We start from the raw sequence: 17,376 nt of genomic DNA, 5'->3' as shown, positions 1-17,376 counted from the left end.
CGCGCCCTCTGCGCCCCGGTCACGCCCGGTGTCACTTCAGGTACGCGCCCGCCGTCCCGATCTTCCCCGGCGCCGCGTTCCGGCCGCCGAGGTCGAGGACGTACACGCGCAGATTGCCCTTGCCCGGAGCCGGGACGGCGAGCGTGCCGCCCGTCACCACGCGGGTGTCCCCGGTGACGGCGTCCTTGTACGTCCCGTTGGGGATGCCCGTGTACGTGGCGCCGCCCGAGACGGTCACGAGCGCGAAGCTGTCCGTGCCGCTCGCCGCGTCGGTGTACCGGCGCTTGTACGCCATGGAGCCGCTGATCCCCTCCGTCGAGTACTGGCCCATCTGGAGCGCCGGCACCGCCCGGCGGATCTCGTTGAGCCGTTGCACATGCTTGACCAGCGGCTTCGCGAGGGTATCGGCGACCGCGCCGGTGGCCGAGGAGACCTTGCTGAAGTCGGACGCCTTGACGTCACCGGCGAGATGGCCGCCGAAGTACGCCCGCCCGGTGGTCTCCAGGGGGCAGCCGGGTCCGCAGTCGATCTTCTTGCCCGCCCGGAACTCGATCTCCGAGCCGTAGTAGAGCGTGGGGATGCCCCGGAAGGTCCACATCAGGGACATGTTCTCGGCCCAGGCGTCCGTGCCGCCCGCGTACCGTTCGCTGCTCTTGTTGGGCCCGTAGTCGTGGCTGTCGACGTAGACGACGTTGTACGTGGCGTCGTTGTAACTGTCGTCGGAGTCCTTGCCGTTGCTGTAGGCGTTGCCGGCGTCGCCGAAGTTCATGTGCATGCGCATGTCGATGACGTTCATCCCGGAGAACTTGCTGTGGTCCGGTGCGTGGTAGGTGTTGCCGTTCAGGAAGGCGTTGGTGGAGGTGGGCTGGGATCCGGTGCCCTGCTGCTGCTCGTAGTCGTACATCTCCAGAGCGGCCTTGCCGTCGTCGGCGCTGTACTCCTTGCGTTCCTTCCACGTGTAGAACTGCGCGGAGTGGTTGACCGAGCCGCGGTTCCACTTGTCGTTGACGAAGGCCGCGACCTCGCCGAAGACGAAGAAGTTCTTCGCGGCCCCGGCGCCGAACCGCTGGGTGACGCGCTCCTGGATCGCGGGCAGGAAGCGGCGGTTCCAGGTCGTCCGGGGGATGTGGACGGCAGTGTCGACCCGGAAGCCGTCCACGCCCATGTCGATGTACTTGTTGTAGGCGCCGATCAGGTAGTTCTGCACGGGCGTGCTCTCGGTGTTGAAGTCGGCGAGATCGTCGTGCAGCCAGCAGCTGCGGGAGTCCTCACCCTCCCAGTTACCGATCCAGCAGTTGTGGTAGTACGCCTTCGGGAACATGCCCGATGTCGGGCTGGGCCACTGGCAGTTGTAGATCCGGTACCCCTCGGGCGAGGTGTACTGGGTGGGGGTGCCCCAGTTGACGCAGGTGTTGCCCGACGGCTCGGCGGTGGACCACAGGTCACCGTTGTAGTACGACTTCCCGGACTTGGTCTCGACGGTCAGGCCGTCGTACTCGAAGCCGTCGTTCTTCTCGTCGTAGTACCAGCTCCACTGGGTGTCGCGGACCCCGTACGCCTTCGGGGTGAACAGGCCCTTGGCGCCCCAGCGGGAGGAGTGGTTGTAGACGACGTCCTGGTAGATCTTCATGCCCTTGGCGTGGGCCGCGTTGATCAGGTCCTGGTAGGAGGCGCCGGCGGACTCCAGCCGGGAGTCGACCTCGTAGAAGTCGTAGCCGTGGTAGCCGTGGTAGTCGTAGTCGGACCGGTTCAGCACCACCGGGGTGATCCAGACGGCCGACATGCCGAGGCCCTTGATGTAGTCGAGCTTGTTGACCAGGCCCTTGAAGTCGCCCCGGAACATGGGGTCGTTGTTGGCTGCGTTGCCCGACTTCGTGTGCTGGCTCCCGCCGCGGTTGTTGGAGGTGTCACCGTCCTCGAAGCGGGCGGTGAGCACGAAGTAGATCGGGTCCTTGCGGGGGTCGGTGCCCAGCGGCTTCCCGGAGGCCGGGGCCGCCGGCTTCTCCCCCGTGGTGGCGGTGGCGGCGGCGGAGGCGGCGGAGACGTTCCCTGCCGCGTCGAGGGCCCTGACCGTGTAGGTGTAGGCCGTCCTCTCCTCCAGCCCGGTGTCGGAGAACACCGTGGAGCCGACGTCGGTCACCATCGTGCCCCTGGTGCCGCCGGTCCGTGTCACCTGGTACTTCGTCACACCGCGGTCGTCGGTGGACGGGTCCCAGGTCAGCACGACCGCGATCCCGTCGGCGTCGGCGGTCACCTTCGCCGGGGCGGTCGGGGCCTCGGTGTCCGGGGTCTCGGCCGCGCACGGGTCTTTCGCGGCGGAGGTGACCTTGCGGTCCTTCACCGTGCTGAGTCCCTCGGAGAGGGTGTAGTCGCTGCCGTTGTTGTTGTCCCAGACCCCGTTGCCGTTGTTGAAGGCGGCCTGCAGTGTGGTCGCCGAGCCGAGGTCCACCGACTTCTTCACCCAGCCGGTACAGGCGGCCTCCATGCCCACCCCCGGGACGGCGGTCCAGGCGCCGCCCGTCGGCCGGTAGTGGAGATTGACAGTCGTCCAGCCGACGGTCGCCGTCGAGTAGTAGACGGACGCGGTGTGCGCACCGCCCGGGCCGGGGTCCGTGCCCGTGTCGGCGCACGGGTCGCTGTGGGCCACCACCCCGTCCTTGACGGTGATGTTCCCGGTGCCGAGGGCGTAGTTCCTGCCGGCGTTGTTGTCCCAGACGCCCGAGCCGTTGTTGAACGTGGCGGCCATACCGGCCGCGCTGCCCAGGCTCACGGTCTGCTTCACCCAGTCCGTGCACGCGGCTTCCATGACCACGCCGGGCACGGTGGTCCAGGAACCGCCGTCGGGTGCGTAATGGAGCCGGTGGGCGGTCCAGTTCTTGGTCTTCGTGTAGTAGAAGACGGTCGCGGTGGATTCCGAGGCGGCCGCGGGCGCGGCCTCGACGGTGCGCGGGGACTCCGGTACGGCGGTCAGGAGCCCCAGCATCACGGTGGCTGCGAGGGCCGCTCCCAGGGGGCGTCCGAGCAGCCGGGTGGGGGTGCGTCTCATTCGTGTGTCTCCAGGGGAGGGGCCGCGGGCGGGTGGACCGCGGCTGCCAACAGCGCATCCGCCCGGCGAGCGGCTGCGAGGATCCCGCCGGAGAACCCGGACGCGCCCCAGGGTTCGGCGAGCAGTGCGTCCTGACGGCAAACGCTGTCAGAATGTTGCTGCAATCTTTTGCAGTGTGGAAGTTACCTGCGCATGACAGGCCCGTAAAGAGGGTGCGCGGAAGCTGCTGTCCGGACCGGTGAGCCGCGAGCCGCGTTCCGGTCGGCGCGACCTTCCCCGCCGACGTCCGTGCGGGCCACGAGCGCGACGCCCGGGGGCATCCGAAGCAGGCCGTCTGCTTCGCGGGCACGCTCGGCCTGATGCCCGGCCGCGGCTGATCGCGGCCCCGGCCGGGCGCCTTGCCGCCCTGTCCGGGAGCCCGGACTTCTCGGCATCGGTGCCTGACGGGCGCGGGGTGGCTCAGCCGGCCTCGCCGCCGGACTCCAGCTGCGCCATCAGACGGGCGAGCCGGGCGGCCCTGACCTCGGGCGTCCGCGCCTTCAGCAACTGGAGGACCATCTGGTACCGCGCCGATCTGCCGAGCCGGTCGAAGCGCTGCGCCGCCCCGGGGTCGTCGGCCAGCGCGGCGACGAGATCGGCGGGCACGGTGGCCTCCTTCTGCGAGGGATACGCCGCGGCCCACCGCCCGTCCGCCTGCGCGGCGCGCACCTCCGCGAGCCCGGGCTCCCGCATCCGGCCCGCCACCGTCAGCGCCTCGACCTTGCGTACGTTGGCGAGGGACCACAGGCTTCCCTTGCGGCGGGGCGTGATCCTCTGCAGGTAGTGATCCCGGTCGAGGGCCCTGCGCTGCCCGTCGATCCAGCCGAAGCAGATCGCGACGTCGACGACCTCGTCGGGCCCGACGGACTCGATGCCCGTGCTCTTCTTCGCGAGCTTCAGCCACAGCTCGGCCCGCCCGCCGTGATGGCTCTCCAGCCAGGACTCCAGCCCGTCGAGCCGCTCGAAGAACAGCGGCTGTGCAAGCGTTCCGTCCCCGGCTCCGCCCGGTCCCGGGCCGTCGGGCATCGTCATGTCGTCTCCTTCGACGTGAGCCTGATGCTCCGTCAGGATACGCCGACCACTTGCGCGTACGCCGACCCGGAGTGTGCGACCGAAGTCCGGGCCGGGGCCGGGAAGAGTGCCCGGAGGCGGCCGGCGGGCGTTCAGGCCGAGGGCGGTGGGGCCGTGCTGGCCCGGACGACCAGCCGGGTCGGGACCAGGGTGGTACCGCGCTCAGCCGTCTCGTTGCGGATCTGCCGCAGCACACCGTCCACGCACAGTCGTCCCACCTCGGCGAAGTCCTGGTGCACGGTGGTCAGCGGCGGCACGAACGAACCGGAGTCGGCGATGTCGTCGAACCCGACGACACTGACGTCCTCGGGTACGCGCCTGCCCTGCTCGTGCAGGGCGCGCAGGACGCCGAGAGCCATCTGGTCGTTGGCCGCGAAGACCGCGGTGCACGAGGGGTCGGCCGCGAGGGCGAGCCCGGCCTCGTAACCCGAGGTCGCCGACCAGTCACCGCCCACCGGGGGCGGCACCGGGCGTCCCGCTTCCTCCAGGGTCTGCCGCCAGGCGCCGGCGCGGCGCTGGGCCGCGAACGACTCCGCCGGGCCGGCGACATGCACCACGGTGCGGTGCCCGAGATCGAGCAGATGCCGCACCGCCGCCCTGGCACCACCGGACTGATCGGTGTCCACGACGCTGTAGCGGTCACCCGCGTCCGAATCGGCCACCACGACGTGCGTGTGCGGCGGCAAGGACACCGCGGAGTCCAGGAGATGGACTTCCATGATCACGATGATACCGTCCACGACCTGCTCGCCGAGCACGGTGAAGGCCCCCCGGACCCCGGTGCTGGTGGGCGTCGCGACGGGCAGCAGGGTGATCGCGTAGCCCTCGTCCGCCGCGGAGGCGGAGATGGCCTCCAGCGTGCGGACGTTCCCCGTCGTGGCCAGCGTGAACAGGATGACGCCCAGGGTGCGGAACTCGCCGCTCTTGAGGGCGCGCGCGGCGCTGTTGGGCCGGTAGTCGAGCTCCTTCATGGCGGCCAGGACGCGTTGGCGGGTCCCCTCGGTCACCGCCGATCGTCCGTTGGACACCCGGGAGACCGTCTGCGAGGAGACGCCGGCCAGGCGTGCGACGTCGGCCATGGAGGAGCCCCTGCGGCGAGGCCGTTCCGCGGAGCCCGTGGACCGGTCCGCGGACTCTTCGCGTCCGTGCACTTCGTTCTGCCTCCGTCGTGTTCCTGTGAGCCTTTCGCCGTGCGGGAGAGGTCGTCGTCCCCACCGGTGGACCGTCGTCCGCAGCGCTCGCCCTGAGGGCTTCCGTGCTCGGGATGTGTCCTGCCCCGCGCCGCGTGCGGTCCGTGCCGCATGACGGGCCGTAGGTCCGGATCACCGATATTCCTACCACCTCCGAAGGCCTGCCGCCGACACGGCATCGCGGAGTCGCCGTCCGGGTGCCCGCCGTCCCCCGGTGGCGCCCCAAGTATGGTCGTACCAGGTGGAAGACGCGTCTTGACGCTGACGGAGCGGGGGTGTAGACATCACGTCACCGATTGTTGTTTACGTAAACATCGGCCTCTGAAACGCAGCGCGCCTCCACGATGTCCGGTGTCTCCCTCCGGCCGGGGCCATGCACAATGCCGGACCAGTAGGAGTACCAAGATAATGACGGCCGTTACGCCGCTCACCACCGGACGCCGCCCACCACCGAGAGGCACCCGCGCCCGGCGCGGGCGCGTCGGGTGGATCTTCGTCGGACCGTTCATGGCCGTGTTCGCCCTGGTGTTCCTCGCCCCGGTCCTCTACTCGCTCTACCTGAGCTTCTTCCGGGACCAGCTGGTGGGCGGCACGTCGTTCGTCGGCCTGGACAACTTCCAGCGCGCCTTCGAGGACGAGAAGTTCTGGGAGGCGGTGGGCCGGGTAGCCCTCTTCCTCGCCGTACAGGTGCCCGTCATGCTCGGCCTCGCGCTGCTCATAGCCCTGGCCCTCGACAGCGGCAGGCTCTACGGCAAGGCATTCTTCCGCATATCGGTCTTCCTGCCCTACGCCGTACCCGCCGTCGTCGCCACGCTGATGTGGGGGTTCATCTACGGCACCCGGTTCGGGCTGGTCGCGAACATCAACGACTCCCTCGGCGTGTCCCTGCCCGACCCGCTCTCGCCCTCCCTGGTGCTGGCCAGTATCGGCAACATCGTCACCTGGGAGTTCGTCGGCTACAACATGCTGATCTTCTACTCGGCGCTGCGCGTCGTCCCGAAGTCCCTCTACGAGGCGGCCGAGATCGACGGAGCGGGCCAGTGGCGGATCATCGCCGCGGTCAAGATCCCCGCGATCCGCGGGGCGCTGGTGATCGCGACGATCTTCTCGGTGATCGGCAGCTTCCAGCTGTTCAACGAGCCCAGCATCCTGCAGAGCCTGGCGCCCAACGCGATCACGACCTACTTCACGCCCAACCTGTACACCTTCACGCTGTCCTTCTCCGGTCGGCAGCAGAACTACGCGGCGACGGTCTCCCTCGTCATGGGCCTCGTCACGATGATCATCGCGTACGCGGTCCAGCTGCGCGGCATGCGAAAGGAGGCGTGAGCCATGAGCGCACCTCCCCACAGCGCCGAGCAGACGTCCCGGCGAGTCACCCACCGCGCCCCGGTAGCCCGGCGCACACCCCGCAGACGCCACACGGCCGACCAGCCGCGCCGCAGCGTGCTGCTCACGGCGCTCATGGCGCTGACCGCCCTCTACGCGCTCCTGCCCCTCGCCTGGCTGGTCATCAACGCGACCAAGACACAGAAGAGCCTCCTCGACTCCTTCGGCCTCTGGTTCAGCGGTGACTTCGCTCTCTGGGACAACATCTCGCAGACGCTCACGTACGACGACGGCATCTTCGTCCGCTGGTTCCTCAACACCCTGCTCTACGTGGTCGTCGGGGCCGGCGGGGCCACCTTCCTGGCGGTCCTCGGCGGCTACGGCCTGGCGAAGTTCGACTTCAGGGGCAAGCGCGCCGTCTTCGCCACCGTCATCGGCGCCGTGGCCGTGCCCGCCACCGCCCTGGCGGTCCCCACGTTCCTGATGTTCAGCAAGATGGGCCTCACCGACACCCCGTGGGCCGTCATCATCCCGTCCCTCATCTCTCCCTTCGGGCTCTACCTCATGTGGGTGTTCGCGGCCGAGGCCGTCCCCACCGAGCTCCTCGAGGCAGCCAGGGTGGACGGCTCCGGAGAGCTGCGGACGTTCTTCCGCGTCGCACTCCCCCTGCTGAGCCCGGGCATCGTGACGGTCCTGCTGTTCACCATGGTGCAGACCTGGAACAACTACTTCCTGCCCCTTATCATGATCAAGGACCCGGGCTGGTACCCGCTGACGCTGGGACTGAACGCCTGGAACGCACAGGCGTCCACCGCGGGCGGCCAGCCGGTCTTCAACCTGGTCATCACGGGTTCCCTGCTGACCATCGTGCCGCTGATCATTGCCTTCCTCATGCTCCAGCGCTACTGGCAGTCCGGACTGGCAGCGGGCAGCGTCAAGGAGTGACCCTGCTCCACCGGCCCTCGTCGGCCACCGATTCTCCGCGCTCCGGGGACGGCTTAACCCGCCCCCGGTCCGCGCGGCGTCCCACCTCCGCACGCCCCCGTGCGGACGCTCGACGGTTCGTGAACCACCCTCACCACAACGGAGTGAAGCGATATGAGAACCATGACCAGACGCGCGATGCGCGGCGTCGGCCTGCTGTGTGCGGCGGCGCTGAGCCTCACGGCGTGCGGGTCCTCCGACGACGCCGGCTCGGAAAAGACCGTGTCGGGTGGTGACGTCAGGGCGGCTCTCAAGAAGGGCGGCTCGATCACGGTGTGGGCGTGGGAGCCGACGCTCAAGCAGGTGGTCACCGACTTCGAGAAGGAGTACCCCAAGGTCAAGGTGAAGCTGGTCAACGCCGGTACCGGCAACGACCAGTACACCGCCCTGCAGAACGCCGTGCAGGCCGGATCCGGTGTGCCGGACGTCGCGCAGGTCGAGTACTACGCCCTCGGTCAGTTCGCCCTCGGCAAGTCCCTCCAGGACCTGAGCGGCTACGGCGCCTCGGACTTCAAGCGCGACTACTCGCCGGGCCCGTGGAACTCCGTCACCGTCGACGACGCGGTGTACGCCCTGCCCATGGACTCCGGCCCGATGGCGCTCTTCTTCAACAAGAAGGTCCTGGACAAGCACAAGATCGCCACGCCCACCACCTGGGACGAGTACCTGGACGCCGCGCGCAAGCTGCACGCCGCCGACCCGAAGGCCTACATCACCAACGACACCGGTGACGCGGGCTTCACGACCAGCATGATCTGGCAGGCCGGCGGCACCCCGTTCAAGACCAGCGACACCAGCGTCACCGTCGACCTCACCGCCGACAAGGGCGTCACCGCCTTCACCGAGGTGTGGCAGAAGCTCATCGACGAGAAGCTCCTCGCGCCCATCAGCTCCTGGAGCGACGAGTGGTACAAGGGGCTGGCCGACGGCACCATAGCCACCCTCGCCACCGGCGCGTGGATGCCCGCGAACTTCGTCTCCGGCGTCGAGGGCGCCTCGGGTGACTGGCGCGCGGCCGCACTCCCGCAGTGGGAGAAGGGCGCCGAGGTGAGCTCCGAGAACGGTGGCAGCTCCCTCGCGGTGATGAAGGCGGGCAAGAACAAGGACCTGGCCTACGCGTTCAACGAGTACGCCAACCACTCGGACGGCGTCCAGACCCGCATCAAGGCCGGCGCCTTCCCGGCGACCACGGCGGACCTGACCTCCGCGACGTTCCTCGACACCGCCTTCCCGTACTTCGGTGGCCAGAAGGCGAACGAGATCTTCGCCCGCTCCGCCAGCCAGGTGCCGGACGGCTGGTCGTACCTGCCGTACCAGGTCTACGCCAACTCGATCTTCAACGACTCCGTGGGCAAGGCGTACGTCTCCGACACCACGCTGGCCGACGGACTGAAGGCCTGGCAGAAGGCTGCCGTCGACTACGGCACCGACCAGGGCTTCGACGTCAACAAGTAGTGACGTCGCACCACTGAATTGGCACAGGGGCGGTCGTCTGTCCGACAGGCGCCGCCCCTGTGTCGTGCTCGCACCTCCCGTATCCGAAAGGATTCTCATGACCTCCGCCTCCGAGCGCGCATGGCTGCGCCCGACCTCCGACGACCGCACCGCGCGATTCGCCTACGGGGCCGACTACAACCCGGAGCAGTGGCCGCGCGAGGTGTGGAAGGAGGACGTCCGGCTCATGCGTGAGGCCGGAGTGACCGTCGTCTCCGTCGCGATCTTCTCCTGGGCCCGCCTGCAACCCGCCGAGGACCGTTGGGACTTCGACTGGCTGGACGAAGTGCTCGACCTGCTGCACGACAACGGGATCGCGGTGGACCTCGCCACCGCCACCGCCTCGCCGCCGCCGTGGCTCACCACCAAGCACCCGGAGATCCTGCCGGTCACCCGCACCGGCGAAACGCTTTCCCAGGGCGCGCGGCAGCACTGGCGGCCCACCTCCCCGGTGTTCCGCACGTACGCCCTGAAGCTCGTGGAGGCCATGGCCACCCGCTACGGCGACCACCCGGCCCTGACCGCCTGGCACATCTCCAACGAGCTCGGCTGCCACAACGTCTACGACTACTCGGACGACGCAGCCGGTGCCTTCCGCGACTGGCTCCGCGCCCGCTACGTCACGCTCGACGAGCTCAACAGGGCCTGGGCGACCTCCTTCTGGTCGCAGTACTACGGCGAATGGGAGCAGATCCAGCCGCCCCGGCTGGCCGCGAGCCACGCCAACCCGACCCAGCAGCTCGACTTCAAGCGGTTCTCCTCCGACGCGCTGAGGGACTACCTCCGCGCCGAGCGCGAGATCCTGCGGCGCATCACCCCGGAGATCCCGGCCACCACCAACTTCATGGTGATGGGCGAGACCAAGGCCATGAACTACCCCGACTGGGCCGCCGAGATCGACTTCGTCTCCAACGACCACTACGCGCACCCCGGCCCGCAGCGACTGGACGAGCTCTCCTTCTCCGCCGGCCTCACGCACTCCATCGCGGAGGGCAGGCCGTGGTTCCTGATGGAGCACTCGACCAGTGCCGTCAACTGGCAGACGGTGAACCTGGCCAAGAGCCGCGGCGAGCTCGCCCGTGACTCCCTGGTCCACGTCGCCCACGGTGCCGACGCGGTCTGCTTCTTCCAGTGGCGCCAGTCCGCCGCGGGCGCCGAGAAGTACCACTCCGCGATGGTGCCGCACGCCGGTCCGGACAGCGAGCTGTTCCGCGCGGTGGCAGCCCTCGGGCGGACGCTGGAGGGACTCACCCCGGTCACCGGCTCCGTGCGGGAGCCGGCGCGTGCGGCCCTGGTGTACGACTGGGAGTCCTGGTGGGCCGTCGAGCGCGACTCCCAGCCGACGTCCCTGCTGCGCTACCGGCAGGAGGCGCTCGACTGGTACTCCGCCTTCCTGGCGCTGGGCGTCCGGGTGGACGTCGTCACCACCACGACCGACCTCACCGGGTACGACTTCGTCGCGGCCCCCATCCTGCACGTCGTCCCCCGGGCCCTCGCCGCCCGGCTGGACGCCTACGTGCACGGCGGAGGCCACCTCGCCACCACCTACTACTCGGGTGTCGTCGACGAGAACGACCACGTCTACCTCGGCGGATACCCCGGAGCCCTGCGTGAGCTGCTCGGCATCCGCGTCGAGGAGTTCGCACCCCTGCTGGAGGACGTGGACGTACGCCTCGACAACGGCCTCACCGGCACCTTGTGGACGGACCACATCACCGTGGCCGACGCCGAGGTCGAGGTGCTCGCGCGCTACGAGACGGGTGACCACGCCGGCCGCCCCGCCATCACCCGTCGGGACCTGGCGGACGGCGGCTCGGCCGCCTACGTCTCCACCCGGCTGGGCACCGACGGGCTGCCCGAGGTGCTGAAGGACCTGCTGGCCGGCGCCGGTGTGTCCAGCGAGCTGCCCGAGAGCGCGCGAGGGCTGGTGGAGCTGACCGTACGGACCGACGGCTCGGAGTCCTACTGGTTCCTGGTCAACCGTACGGACGAGCCCGTCACGTTCGACGCGGTGGCCGGAGAGGCCCTGACCGGCCCGGCGCCGGACGCCGACGGGGGCATGGTGCTTCCCCCGCGGGACGTCGCGGTCCTCCGCGTGGCATCGGGCACGACGCCCTTCCACTAGAACGCCGGCCGGACCCTTCCCGGCGCCGGCCGACGGTTCGGGTGCGGGGAGCGGAACGGGGTGGGACGGTCCTTGCGGGCCGTCCCACCGGCGCGTGGCCGCGGTGCGCCGGCCGACCAGGGGGGTCAGGCGGTGAAGCGGTGGGTTCCCGATCCCACCGCGAACACCGCACACCCCTCGTCCGTCCGCAGGAACTCCGCCGAACCCTGGACGGAACTCCGCCCGTCCCCGCCCGGGACCCACACCTCGGCGGTCGTGTTCGGGGGCAGCACGACCCTGAGGGCGAAGCCGTCCGCGTCCGTCCTCCAGCGTGTGGTGACCGGGCCGTACCGGGAGTCGAACCGGCCCTCGGCCTGCGTGACCCCACCGCCCGGACGCGGCCGCACGACGACCTTCCGGAAGCCCGGACTGCCCGGTGCGATGCCCGCGATGTTCGCGTACATCCACTCACCCACCGAGCCGTACGCGTAGTGGTTGAAGGAGTTCATCCCGGCGTCCTGGAAGCTGCCGTCCGGCCGGATGGAGTCCCAGCGCTCCCACATCGTGGTGGCGCCCCGGTCTATCTGGTAGCCCCAGCTCGGGAAGGTCCGCTGCGTCAGCAGCCGGTACGCGACGTCCGTGTGCCCCGTGTCGGTCAGTACGGGGAGGAGTCGCGGGGTGCCGAGGAACCCGGTCGACAGGTGCCAGTCCTTCGCCTCGATGAGGGCGACCAGCCGGTCGGCCGCGGGCCCGCGGTCGGCCTCCGTCAGCAGATCCATGGACAGGGCCAGCACATAGGCGGTCTGCGTGTCGCCCTTCACCCGGCCGCCCGCCGTCACGTAGGCCGCCCGGAACGCGTCGCGCACCCGGCCGAACAGCGACCGGTAGGGTGCCGGATCCTTGCCCAGTGCCTCGGCGATACGCGCGACGAGGTCGGCGCTGTGGGCGAAGTACGCCGTGCCGATGACGTCCTTCGGTGTCTCGTCCTCGATGTTGAGCCAGTCGCCGTAGCCGTCGGCAGGCCGCAGGAGCCCGCTGCTGTGCTCCTCCAGGTACGTCAGCCACCTCAGCATCGAGGACCAGGACTGCTCCAGCACCCGCTCGTCGCCGTACGCCTGGTAGAGGGCCCACGGCACGGTCACGCCCGCGTCGCCCCAGCCCGCCGCACCACTCCCGACGCCCGGGAGGTCCGGGGCGACGTTCGGGAAGGCGCCGTCCGCGACCTGGTCGTCGCGCAGGTCGTGCAGCCACTTGGTGAGGAAGCGCGCCGACTCCATCGTGTAGGCGGCGGTGGGTGCGAAGACGTTGATGTCACCGGTCCAGCCGAGGCGCTCGTCACGTGCGGGGGTGTCGGTCGGGATGGAGAGGAAGTTGCCGCGCTGACCCCAGGTGATGTTGCTGTGCAGCTGGTTGAGCATCGGCACATCGGTCGTGAAGTCCATCGTGAACGGAGCCGCGGTGTGGATGACACGGCCCACGACCGCGTCACGGTCCGGCGTGCCGGGATAGCCCGTCACCTCGACGTAGCGGAAGCCGTGGAACGTGAACCGGGGCTCGTACGTCTCCCGCCCGCCGCCCTTGAGCGTGTACGTGTCCGTCGCGCGGGCGGTGCGCAGGTTGGCCGTGTAGAGGGTGCCGTCCGGGTTCAGGACCTCGGCGTGCCGCAGCCGCACCTTCGTGCCGGCCGGTCCCGAAACGGTGAGGCGCGGGGTGCCCACCATGTTCTGCCCGAGGTCGAACACGAACACCCCGGGCTGCGGCTCGGTCACCTCACGGGCCGTCAGCTCCTGTGCCACACGGCACGCTCCGTCCACCTGCGCGACGAGCGCCGCGGTGACGCCGTCCACCGGATCCGCCGCGAGCCACCCGGACGCGTCGAACCCGGCGCGGGTCCATCCGTCGGTCTCCAGCCGGGCGTCGTACTCCTCGCCCGACATGAGGTCCGCACCGGTGACGGGCCCGGCCGCGGCGCGCCAGCCGGACCCCGAGACCACGCGCTCGGTCGAGCCGTCCGTGAAGGTCACCTCCAACTGGGCCAGTACGGCGGGCTGGTCGCCGTACTGGTGCGGGCCGAACCAGGCGATGTTCCCGGCGTACCAGCCCGTCGCGAGCGTGACCCCGAGGGCGTTGCCGCCCGGTGCGAGCAGGCCGGTCACGTCGTACGTCTGGTACTGGACGCGCTTGTTGTAGTCGGTCCAGCCGGGGGCGAGCCGGTCCTCCCCGACCCGCCTGCCGTTCAGGTGCACCTCGTACAGGCCGAGCGCCGTCGAGTACAGCCTGGCCCGCGCGACCCGCTTGCGGCCCAGCCGGAACTCCCGGCGCAACTGGACGGCGGGGGAGTGGGCCGCCCGTACCCTGCCCCAGGGTCCGGATCCCCAGGGGGCGAGGACCTTGGCGGTGGACCAGCCGGTGTCGTCGTAGGTGCCGGAGTGCCAGTCCCCCGAAGGCTCCCGGTCGGTGGAACGCCAGCCCGCGTCGGTGACGAGCGTGACCACCCCGTCGGCTGTGGTCAGCTCCAGCGCGCCCAGCAGCCCGGCCGGTCCGGCGGCCGCGTTCGTGGCCGCCACCGAGATCACCTGGACACCGGGGGAGAGGTGCGCCGTGACATCCACGAGGACGGGCCGCTGCCAGTTCTGGGCGGGGCCGTCCGCCTCGGTGTGGGCCACCTCCACCCCGTTCACCCGGGCGGTGAACCCGTCGTCGGCCGTCATGACCAGGCGGGCACGGACGAGTCCCGGCGGAATGTCCGCCCGCCCCCTGAACCACCGTGTGGCCGCGGGTGCGTCGGCCGCCGGATCCCCCTCGGGGAACCAGATCCAGGAAGCACCGTCCAGCGCGGGCGTGCCGGTGAGCGCGGCGGGTGCGCCGATCCATCCGGCCGACCAGTCGGAGTCCGCCAGGAGCCCGGTCTCCCACCAGGAGGGATCACTCCAGGCGGAAGCCCGGCCCTCGGCGTCCCAGACGCGCACCGACCAGTGGTAGCGCGTCCTGGACGCCGGTTCCGGCCCCGCATACGGGACGAGCACCGACTGCTCGGACACGACCTTGCCGCTGTCCCAGACATCGGGCTTCCCGAGGCGGTCCGGGGAGGTGGCGACCCGCAGCTGGTAGGCGCTCTGGCGCCCGCCCGGACGGTCCGACGCCACGGGCCAGCTGAGTCTCGGCCGCGGGGTGTCCAGGCCGAGCGGGTGGCGCACGTATTCGACGGTCGGCCCGGTGACGCGGGCCCGGCCGGCGGCGGCCCGTGCCGGGCCGGCACCGTGTGCTGCGGGCGCGGACACCGCGGCGAGCGCGGCGGTGGCGGCGGTGGTGCTGAGCAGTCGTCTTCTGCTGATCACAACTCGGCTCCATAACGGCGCGGTGATGAATCGTTTCAGTCATGCGAAGCTATGGTTGTGACCAGTCCCTGTCAACCCCTCCTTCGGGATCGGTCCCCATCTGGCGGGATGGTGCAAAGGTTGCTGCGTGCGGCATTGACGTCCCCGACGGGGCAGGTCTATGTTCACCCACGGTGGTGGGCTGAAACCTTTCATGGAATCGGCCGAATGGACCTGTCCTGGTACCCGGTCGTTGCGCTGTCCGGCTGTACGCGGCTCAAGGCGCCCCGGATATGGACGAAAGATCAGGTGATCGCACTTCGCGGACCTGTCCTGGGTCCGCGATCGGCTCCTCCGCACCTAGGGAGAACACATGGGCCAGCGCGCCCGCTGGGCACCAGCCGCTCTACTGCTGATCGTCCCCCTGATCGGCACCACCCCTGCCACGGCCGACACCGGCGAGATCCTGGTGCCGGTGCAGAAGTCGACCCGGGCCGTGCCCGGTCAGTACATCGTCACCCTCACCACCGGGCAGACGCCGAACGCCATGGCCGAGCAGATCGGGGTCACCCCCCTGTTCACCTACAGCAAGGTCCTGCGCGGCTTCGCCGCCTCGCTCACCCCCGCCCAACTGGAGAAGGTCCGCGGCGCGGCCGGTGTCCAGGCCGTCGAGGAGAACAGCGAGGCCTCCGTCGCCCCGCCCGCCGTCGCGGCGACGCCGAAGACCCGTGCGGTGGCGGAGAGCTGGGGGCTGGACCGGATCGACCAGCGGACGCTTCCGCTGGACGGCGCCTACGACGTGACCGGGACGGGCCAGGGGGTGACCGCCTACATCCTGGACACGGGCATCGAGTCCGCGCACAGCGAGTTCGGCGGCCGGGTGGGTGCCGGCTACGACGCCATCGACGACGGCCGCAACGGCGAGGACTGCAACGGGCACGGCACGCACGTGGCCGGTACGGTGGCCGGCGCGACGTACGGTGTGGCCCGCTCCGCCTCCCTCGTCCCGGTGCGTGTCCTGAACTGCGAGGGCTCGGGCACCTGGGCCGGGGTCATCGCCGGGCTCGACTGGATCGCCCAGAACGCCGAACAGCCCGCAGTGGTCAACGCCTCTCTCGGCGGTCCTTCCTCGTCGGCCGTCGACGACGCGTTCGCCGCGCTCGCGGAGCAGGGCACCCTGCCCGTCGTGGCCGCGGGCAACGAGGACCAGGACGCCTGCAACGTCTCCCCGGCGGGCGCCGACGGCGTGGTGGCCGTGGGTGCCAGTGACGACCAGGACCGTCAGGCGACGTTCAGCAACTGGGGTACCTGCGTGTGGATGTACGCCCCCGGGGTGGACATCGTCTCGGCCGGGCTCGGCGGCGGATCCTCGACGCTCAGCGGTACGTCCATGGCCGCCCCGCACGTGGCCGGGGTCGTCGCCCTCCTCAAGGAGGAGAACCCGGACGCGACGCCGCAGGAGGTCGCCGACCGGCTCGCGGCCGACGCGACCACCGGTGTGCTGACGAATCTGGGTGCGGGCTCGCCCGACCGGCTGCTGTACGCCGGGGCGCTCTGACCGTCCCCACGGCTCGACCGTCCCCACGGCTCCGAGCGAGCGGGGTCCGCATCCGCGGGCCCCGCTCCTTGCTGTGCCATGGAGCAGGGGCTTTCTGTGACCTTCCACCCTCACGCAAACGGCTTGCGTTGCTTGCGGTCTCCTTTCATTGCGCTCGCCTCGTGTTGTCGGCTCACCAATTCAGCTCATGGCTTAGACCGTGTCCTATGTGGTGAGTCGAGCGAGTCGTTTATAGCAGCAGAGGGCGGCGGCGAGGCCGAGAAAGGCCAGGTAGTTGCGGGGATGACGTTCATATCGGTGGTTCAGTCGGCGGTAGCCGGTCAGCCAGGACATGGTCCGCTCGATGACCCATCTGCGGCGTCCTAACCGTTCGCTGGACTCGACTCCCTTGCGGGCGATGCGCACGCCGATGTGCTTGCCCCAGAGCCATTTCCGCAGGTGGGGAACGTCGTAGGCTTTGTCGGCGTGCAAGCGCTGCGGCTTGAAGTACCGGCCGCGGTGGGGGTCGTGTCTCGTTTGGTGACCCTCGACCATCGGCTTCAGCGCCAGGCTGTCGTGGGTGTTCGCCGCGGAGAGGCCGACGAGGAGAGGCAGTCCGTTCGCGTCCGACAGGACGTGCATCTTGGAACCCGGCTTACCTCGGTCCACGGGGCTCGGACCTGTGAGTTCGCCCCTTTTTTAGCCCTCACGTGTGCGGAGTCGAGGACTGCCCGGGAGAGGTCGAGGACGCCGGCGTCGTCCAGGCGGTGCAGGATCTCCTCGTGGAGACGGCCCCAGACACCGGCTCGTGACCAGATCAGGAATCTGCGGTGGGCCGTCGACTTCGATATCCCGAAGCACGGCGGTAGCGCCCGCCAGGCGCATCCGCTGATCAACACGTAGATGATCGCGGCGAACAGCGTCTCATCAGGCGTGTCCTGCGTCCCGCCGCCCTGCGGCCGCACCTTCGACGGCGGGATCAGCGGCTCCGCGATCTCCCACAGCCCGTCCGGAACAATCCAACTCCACGTACCCCGCCCCATGACGAGCTCAACGAGCCAACCCCCACATAGGACACGGTCTTAGCCAGTTGAGCGATGACACCGCATCGCTCCGGGGTCCCGAGTTCTGTCTGAACAGTGGACGCTCTCGCAGATCTCTGCAATTCTCTGACCGCCAAACGCAAATCAAGGCTCTGTATGTGCACAAATAGGCGCCACGGAGTCACGGCGTCACAGGACAGAGCCGCACGGTCAGGAACTCAC

10 protein-coding genes are annotated in these 17,376 nt (G+C 69.7%); 5 read left to right on the top strand and 5 right to left on the bottom strand.

Annotated features, from left to right (window positions below; translation table 11 throughout):
* Nucleotides 1-31: 31 nt before the first annotated feature.
* The 3 genes from OG927_RS02060 to OG927_RS02050 all read right to left on the bottom strand — a co-directional run bounded on the left by OG927_RS02060 (nt 32) and on the right by OG927_RS02050 (nt 5,235).
* Complete coding sequence (locus OG927_RS02060; protein WP_209471113.1) at nt 32-3,046, bottom strand: carbohydrate binding domain-containing protein; 3,015 nt, start codon at nt 3,044-3,046, stop codon at nt 32-34.
* Nucleotides 3,047-3,505: 459 nt separating this feature from the next.
* Complete coding sequence (locus OG927_RS02055) at nt 3,506-4,111, bottom strand: YdeI/OmpD-associated family protein (protein ID WP_056788306.1); 606 nt, start codon at nt 4,109-4,111, stop codon at nt 3,506-3,508.
* A gap of 137 nt (nt 4,112-4,248) precedes the next feature.
* Complete coding sequence (locus tag OG927_RS02050; protein WP_209471114.1) at nt 4,249-5,235, bottom strand: LacI family DNA-binding transcriptional regulator; 987 nt, start codon at nt 5,233-5,235, stop codon at nt 4,249-4,251.
* Nucleotides 5,236-5,754: 519 nt separating this feature from the next.
* Here OG927_RS02050 and OG927_RS02045 point away from each other — a divergent pair.
* The 4 genes from OG927_RS02045 (at nt 5,755) to OG927_RS02030 (ending at nt 11,278) form a co-directional block, all read left to right on the top strand.
* Nucleotides 5,755-6,675, top strand: coding sequence for a carbohydrate ABC transporter permease (locus tag OG927_RS02045; protein WP_056788067.1), 921 nt, complete (start codon nt 5,755-5,757; stop codon nt 6,673-6,675).
* A gap of 3 nt (nt 6,676-6,678) precedes the next feature.
* Nucleotides 6,679-7,620: a carbohydrate ABC transporter permease gene (locus tag OG927_RS02040; RefSeq protein ID WP_056788064.1), complete on the top strand. Its 942-nt coding sequence runs from the start codon at nt 6,679-6,681 to the stop codon at nt 7,618-7,620.
* Nucleotides 7,621-7,773: 153 nt separating this feature from the next.
* Nucleotides 7,774-9,114 (top strand): ABC transporter substrate-binding protein, encoded by a 1,341-nt coding sequence (locus OG927_RS02035; protein ID WP_056788060.1) that lies wholly within the window; start codon nt 7,774-7,776, stop codon nt 9,112-9,114.
* 97 nt (nt 9,115-9,211) lie between these two features.
* Nucleotides 9,212-11,278 carry a beta-galactosidase gene (locus OG927_RS02030; RefSeq protein WP_056788057.1) on the top strand — a complete coding sequence of 689 codons (2,067 nt, stop codon included), beginning with the start codon at nt 9,212-9,214 and terminating at the stop codon, nt 11,276-11,278.
* Between the two features lie 125 nt (nt 11,279-11,403).
* On the opposite strand, the gene OG927_RS02025 is transcribed toward OG927_RS02030, so the two are convergent.
* A complete protein-coding gene (locus OG927_RS02025; protein ID WP_124283219.1) occupies nt 11,404-14,595 on the bottom strand; it encodes an alpha-L-rhamnosidase in 3,192 nt (1,063 codons plus the stop codon).
* 352 nt (nt 14,596-14,947) lie between these two features.
* Between OG927_RS02025 and OG927_RS02020 the strand changes: the two genes are divergently transcribed.
* Entirely contained in the window at nt 14,948-16,132 is a 1,185-nt protein-coding gene (locus OG927_RS02020) for a S8 family peptidase (RefSeq protein WP_330319586.1), read from the top strand.
* 204 nt (nt 16,133-16,336) lie between these two features.
* Here OG927_RS02020 and OG927_RS02015 read toward each other — a convergent pair.
* A protein-coding gene (locus OG927_RS02015) for an IS5 family transposase (RefSeq protein ID WP_330319585.1) occupies nt 16,337-17,154 on the bottom strand; the annotation gives its coding sequence in 2 pieces (ribosomal slippage) (nt 16,337-16,806 and nt 16,806-17,154; 819 coding nt in all).
* Nucleotides 17,155-17,376: the final 222 nt, after the last annotated feature.

This window comes from Streptomyces clavifer (assembly GCF_036345975.1).
GTDB lineage: Bacteria > Actinomycetota > Actinomycetes > Streptomycetales > Streptomycetaceae > Streptomyces > Streptomyces clavifer.
Note: the sequence above shows the minus strand (reverse complement) of the source record. Positions and strands in the feature narration are given on the sequence as shown.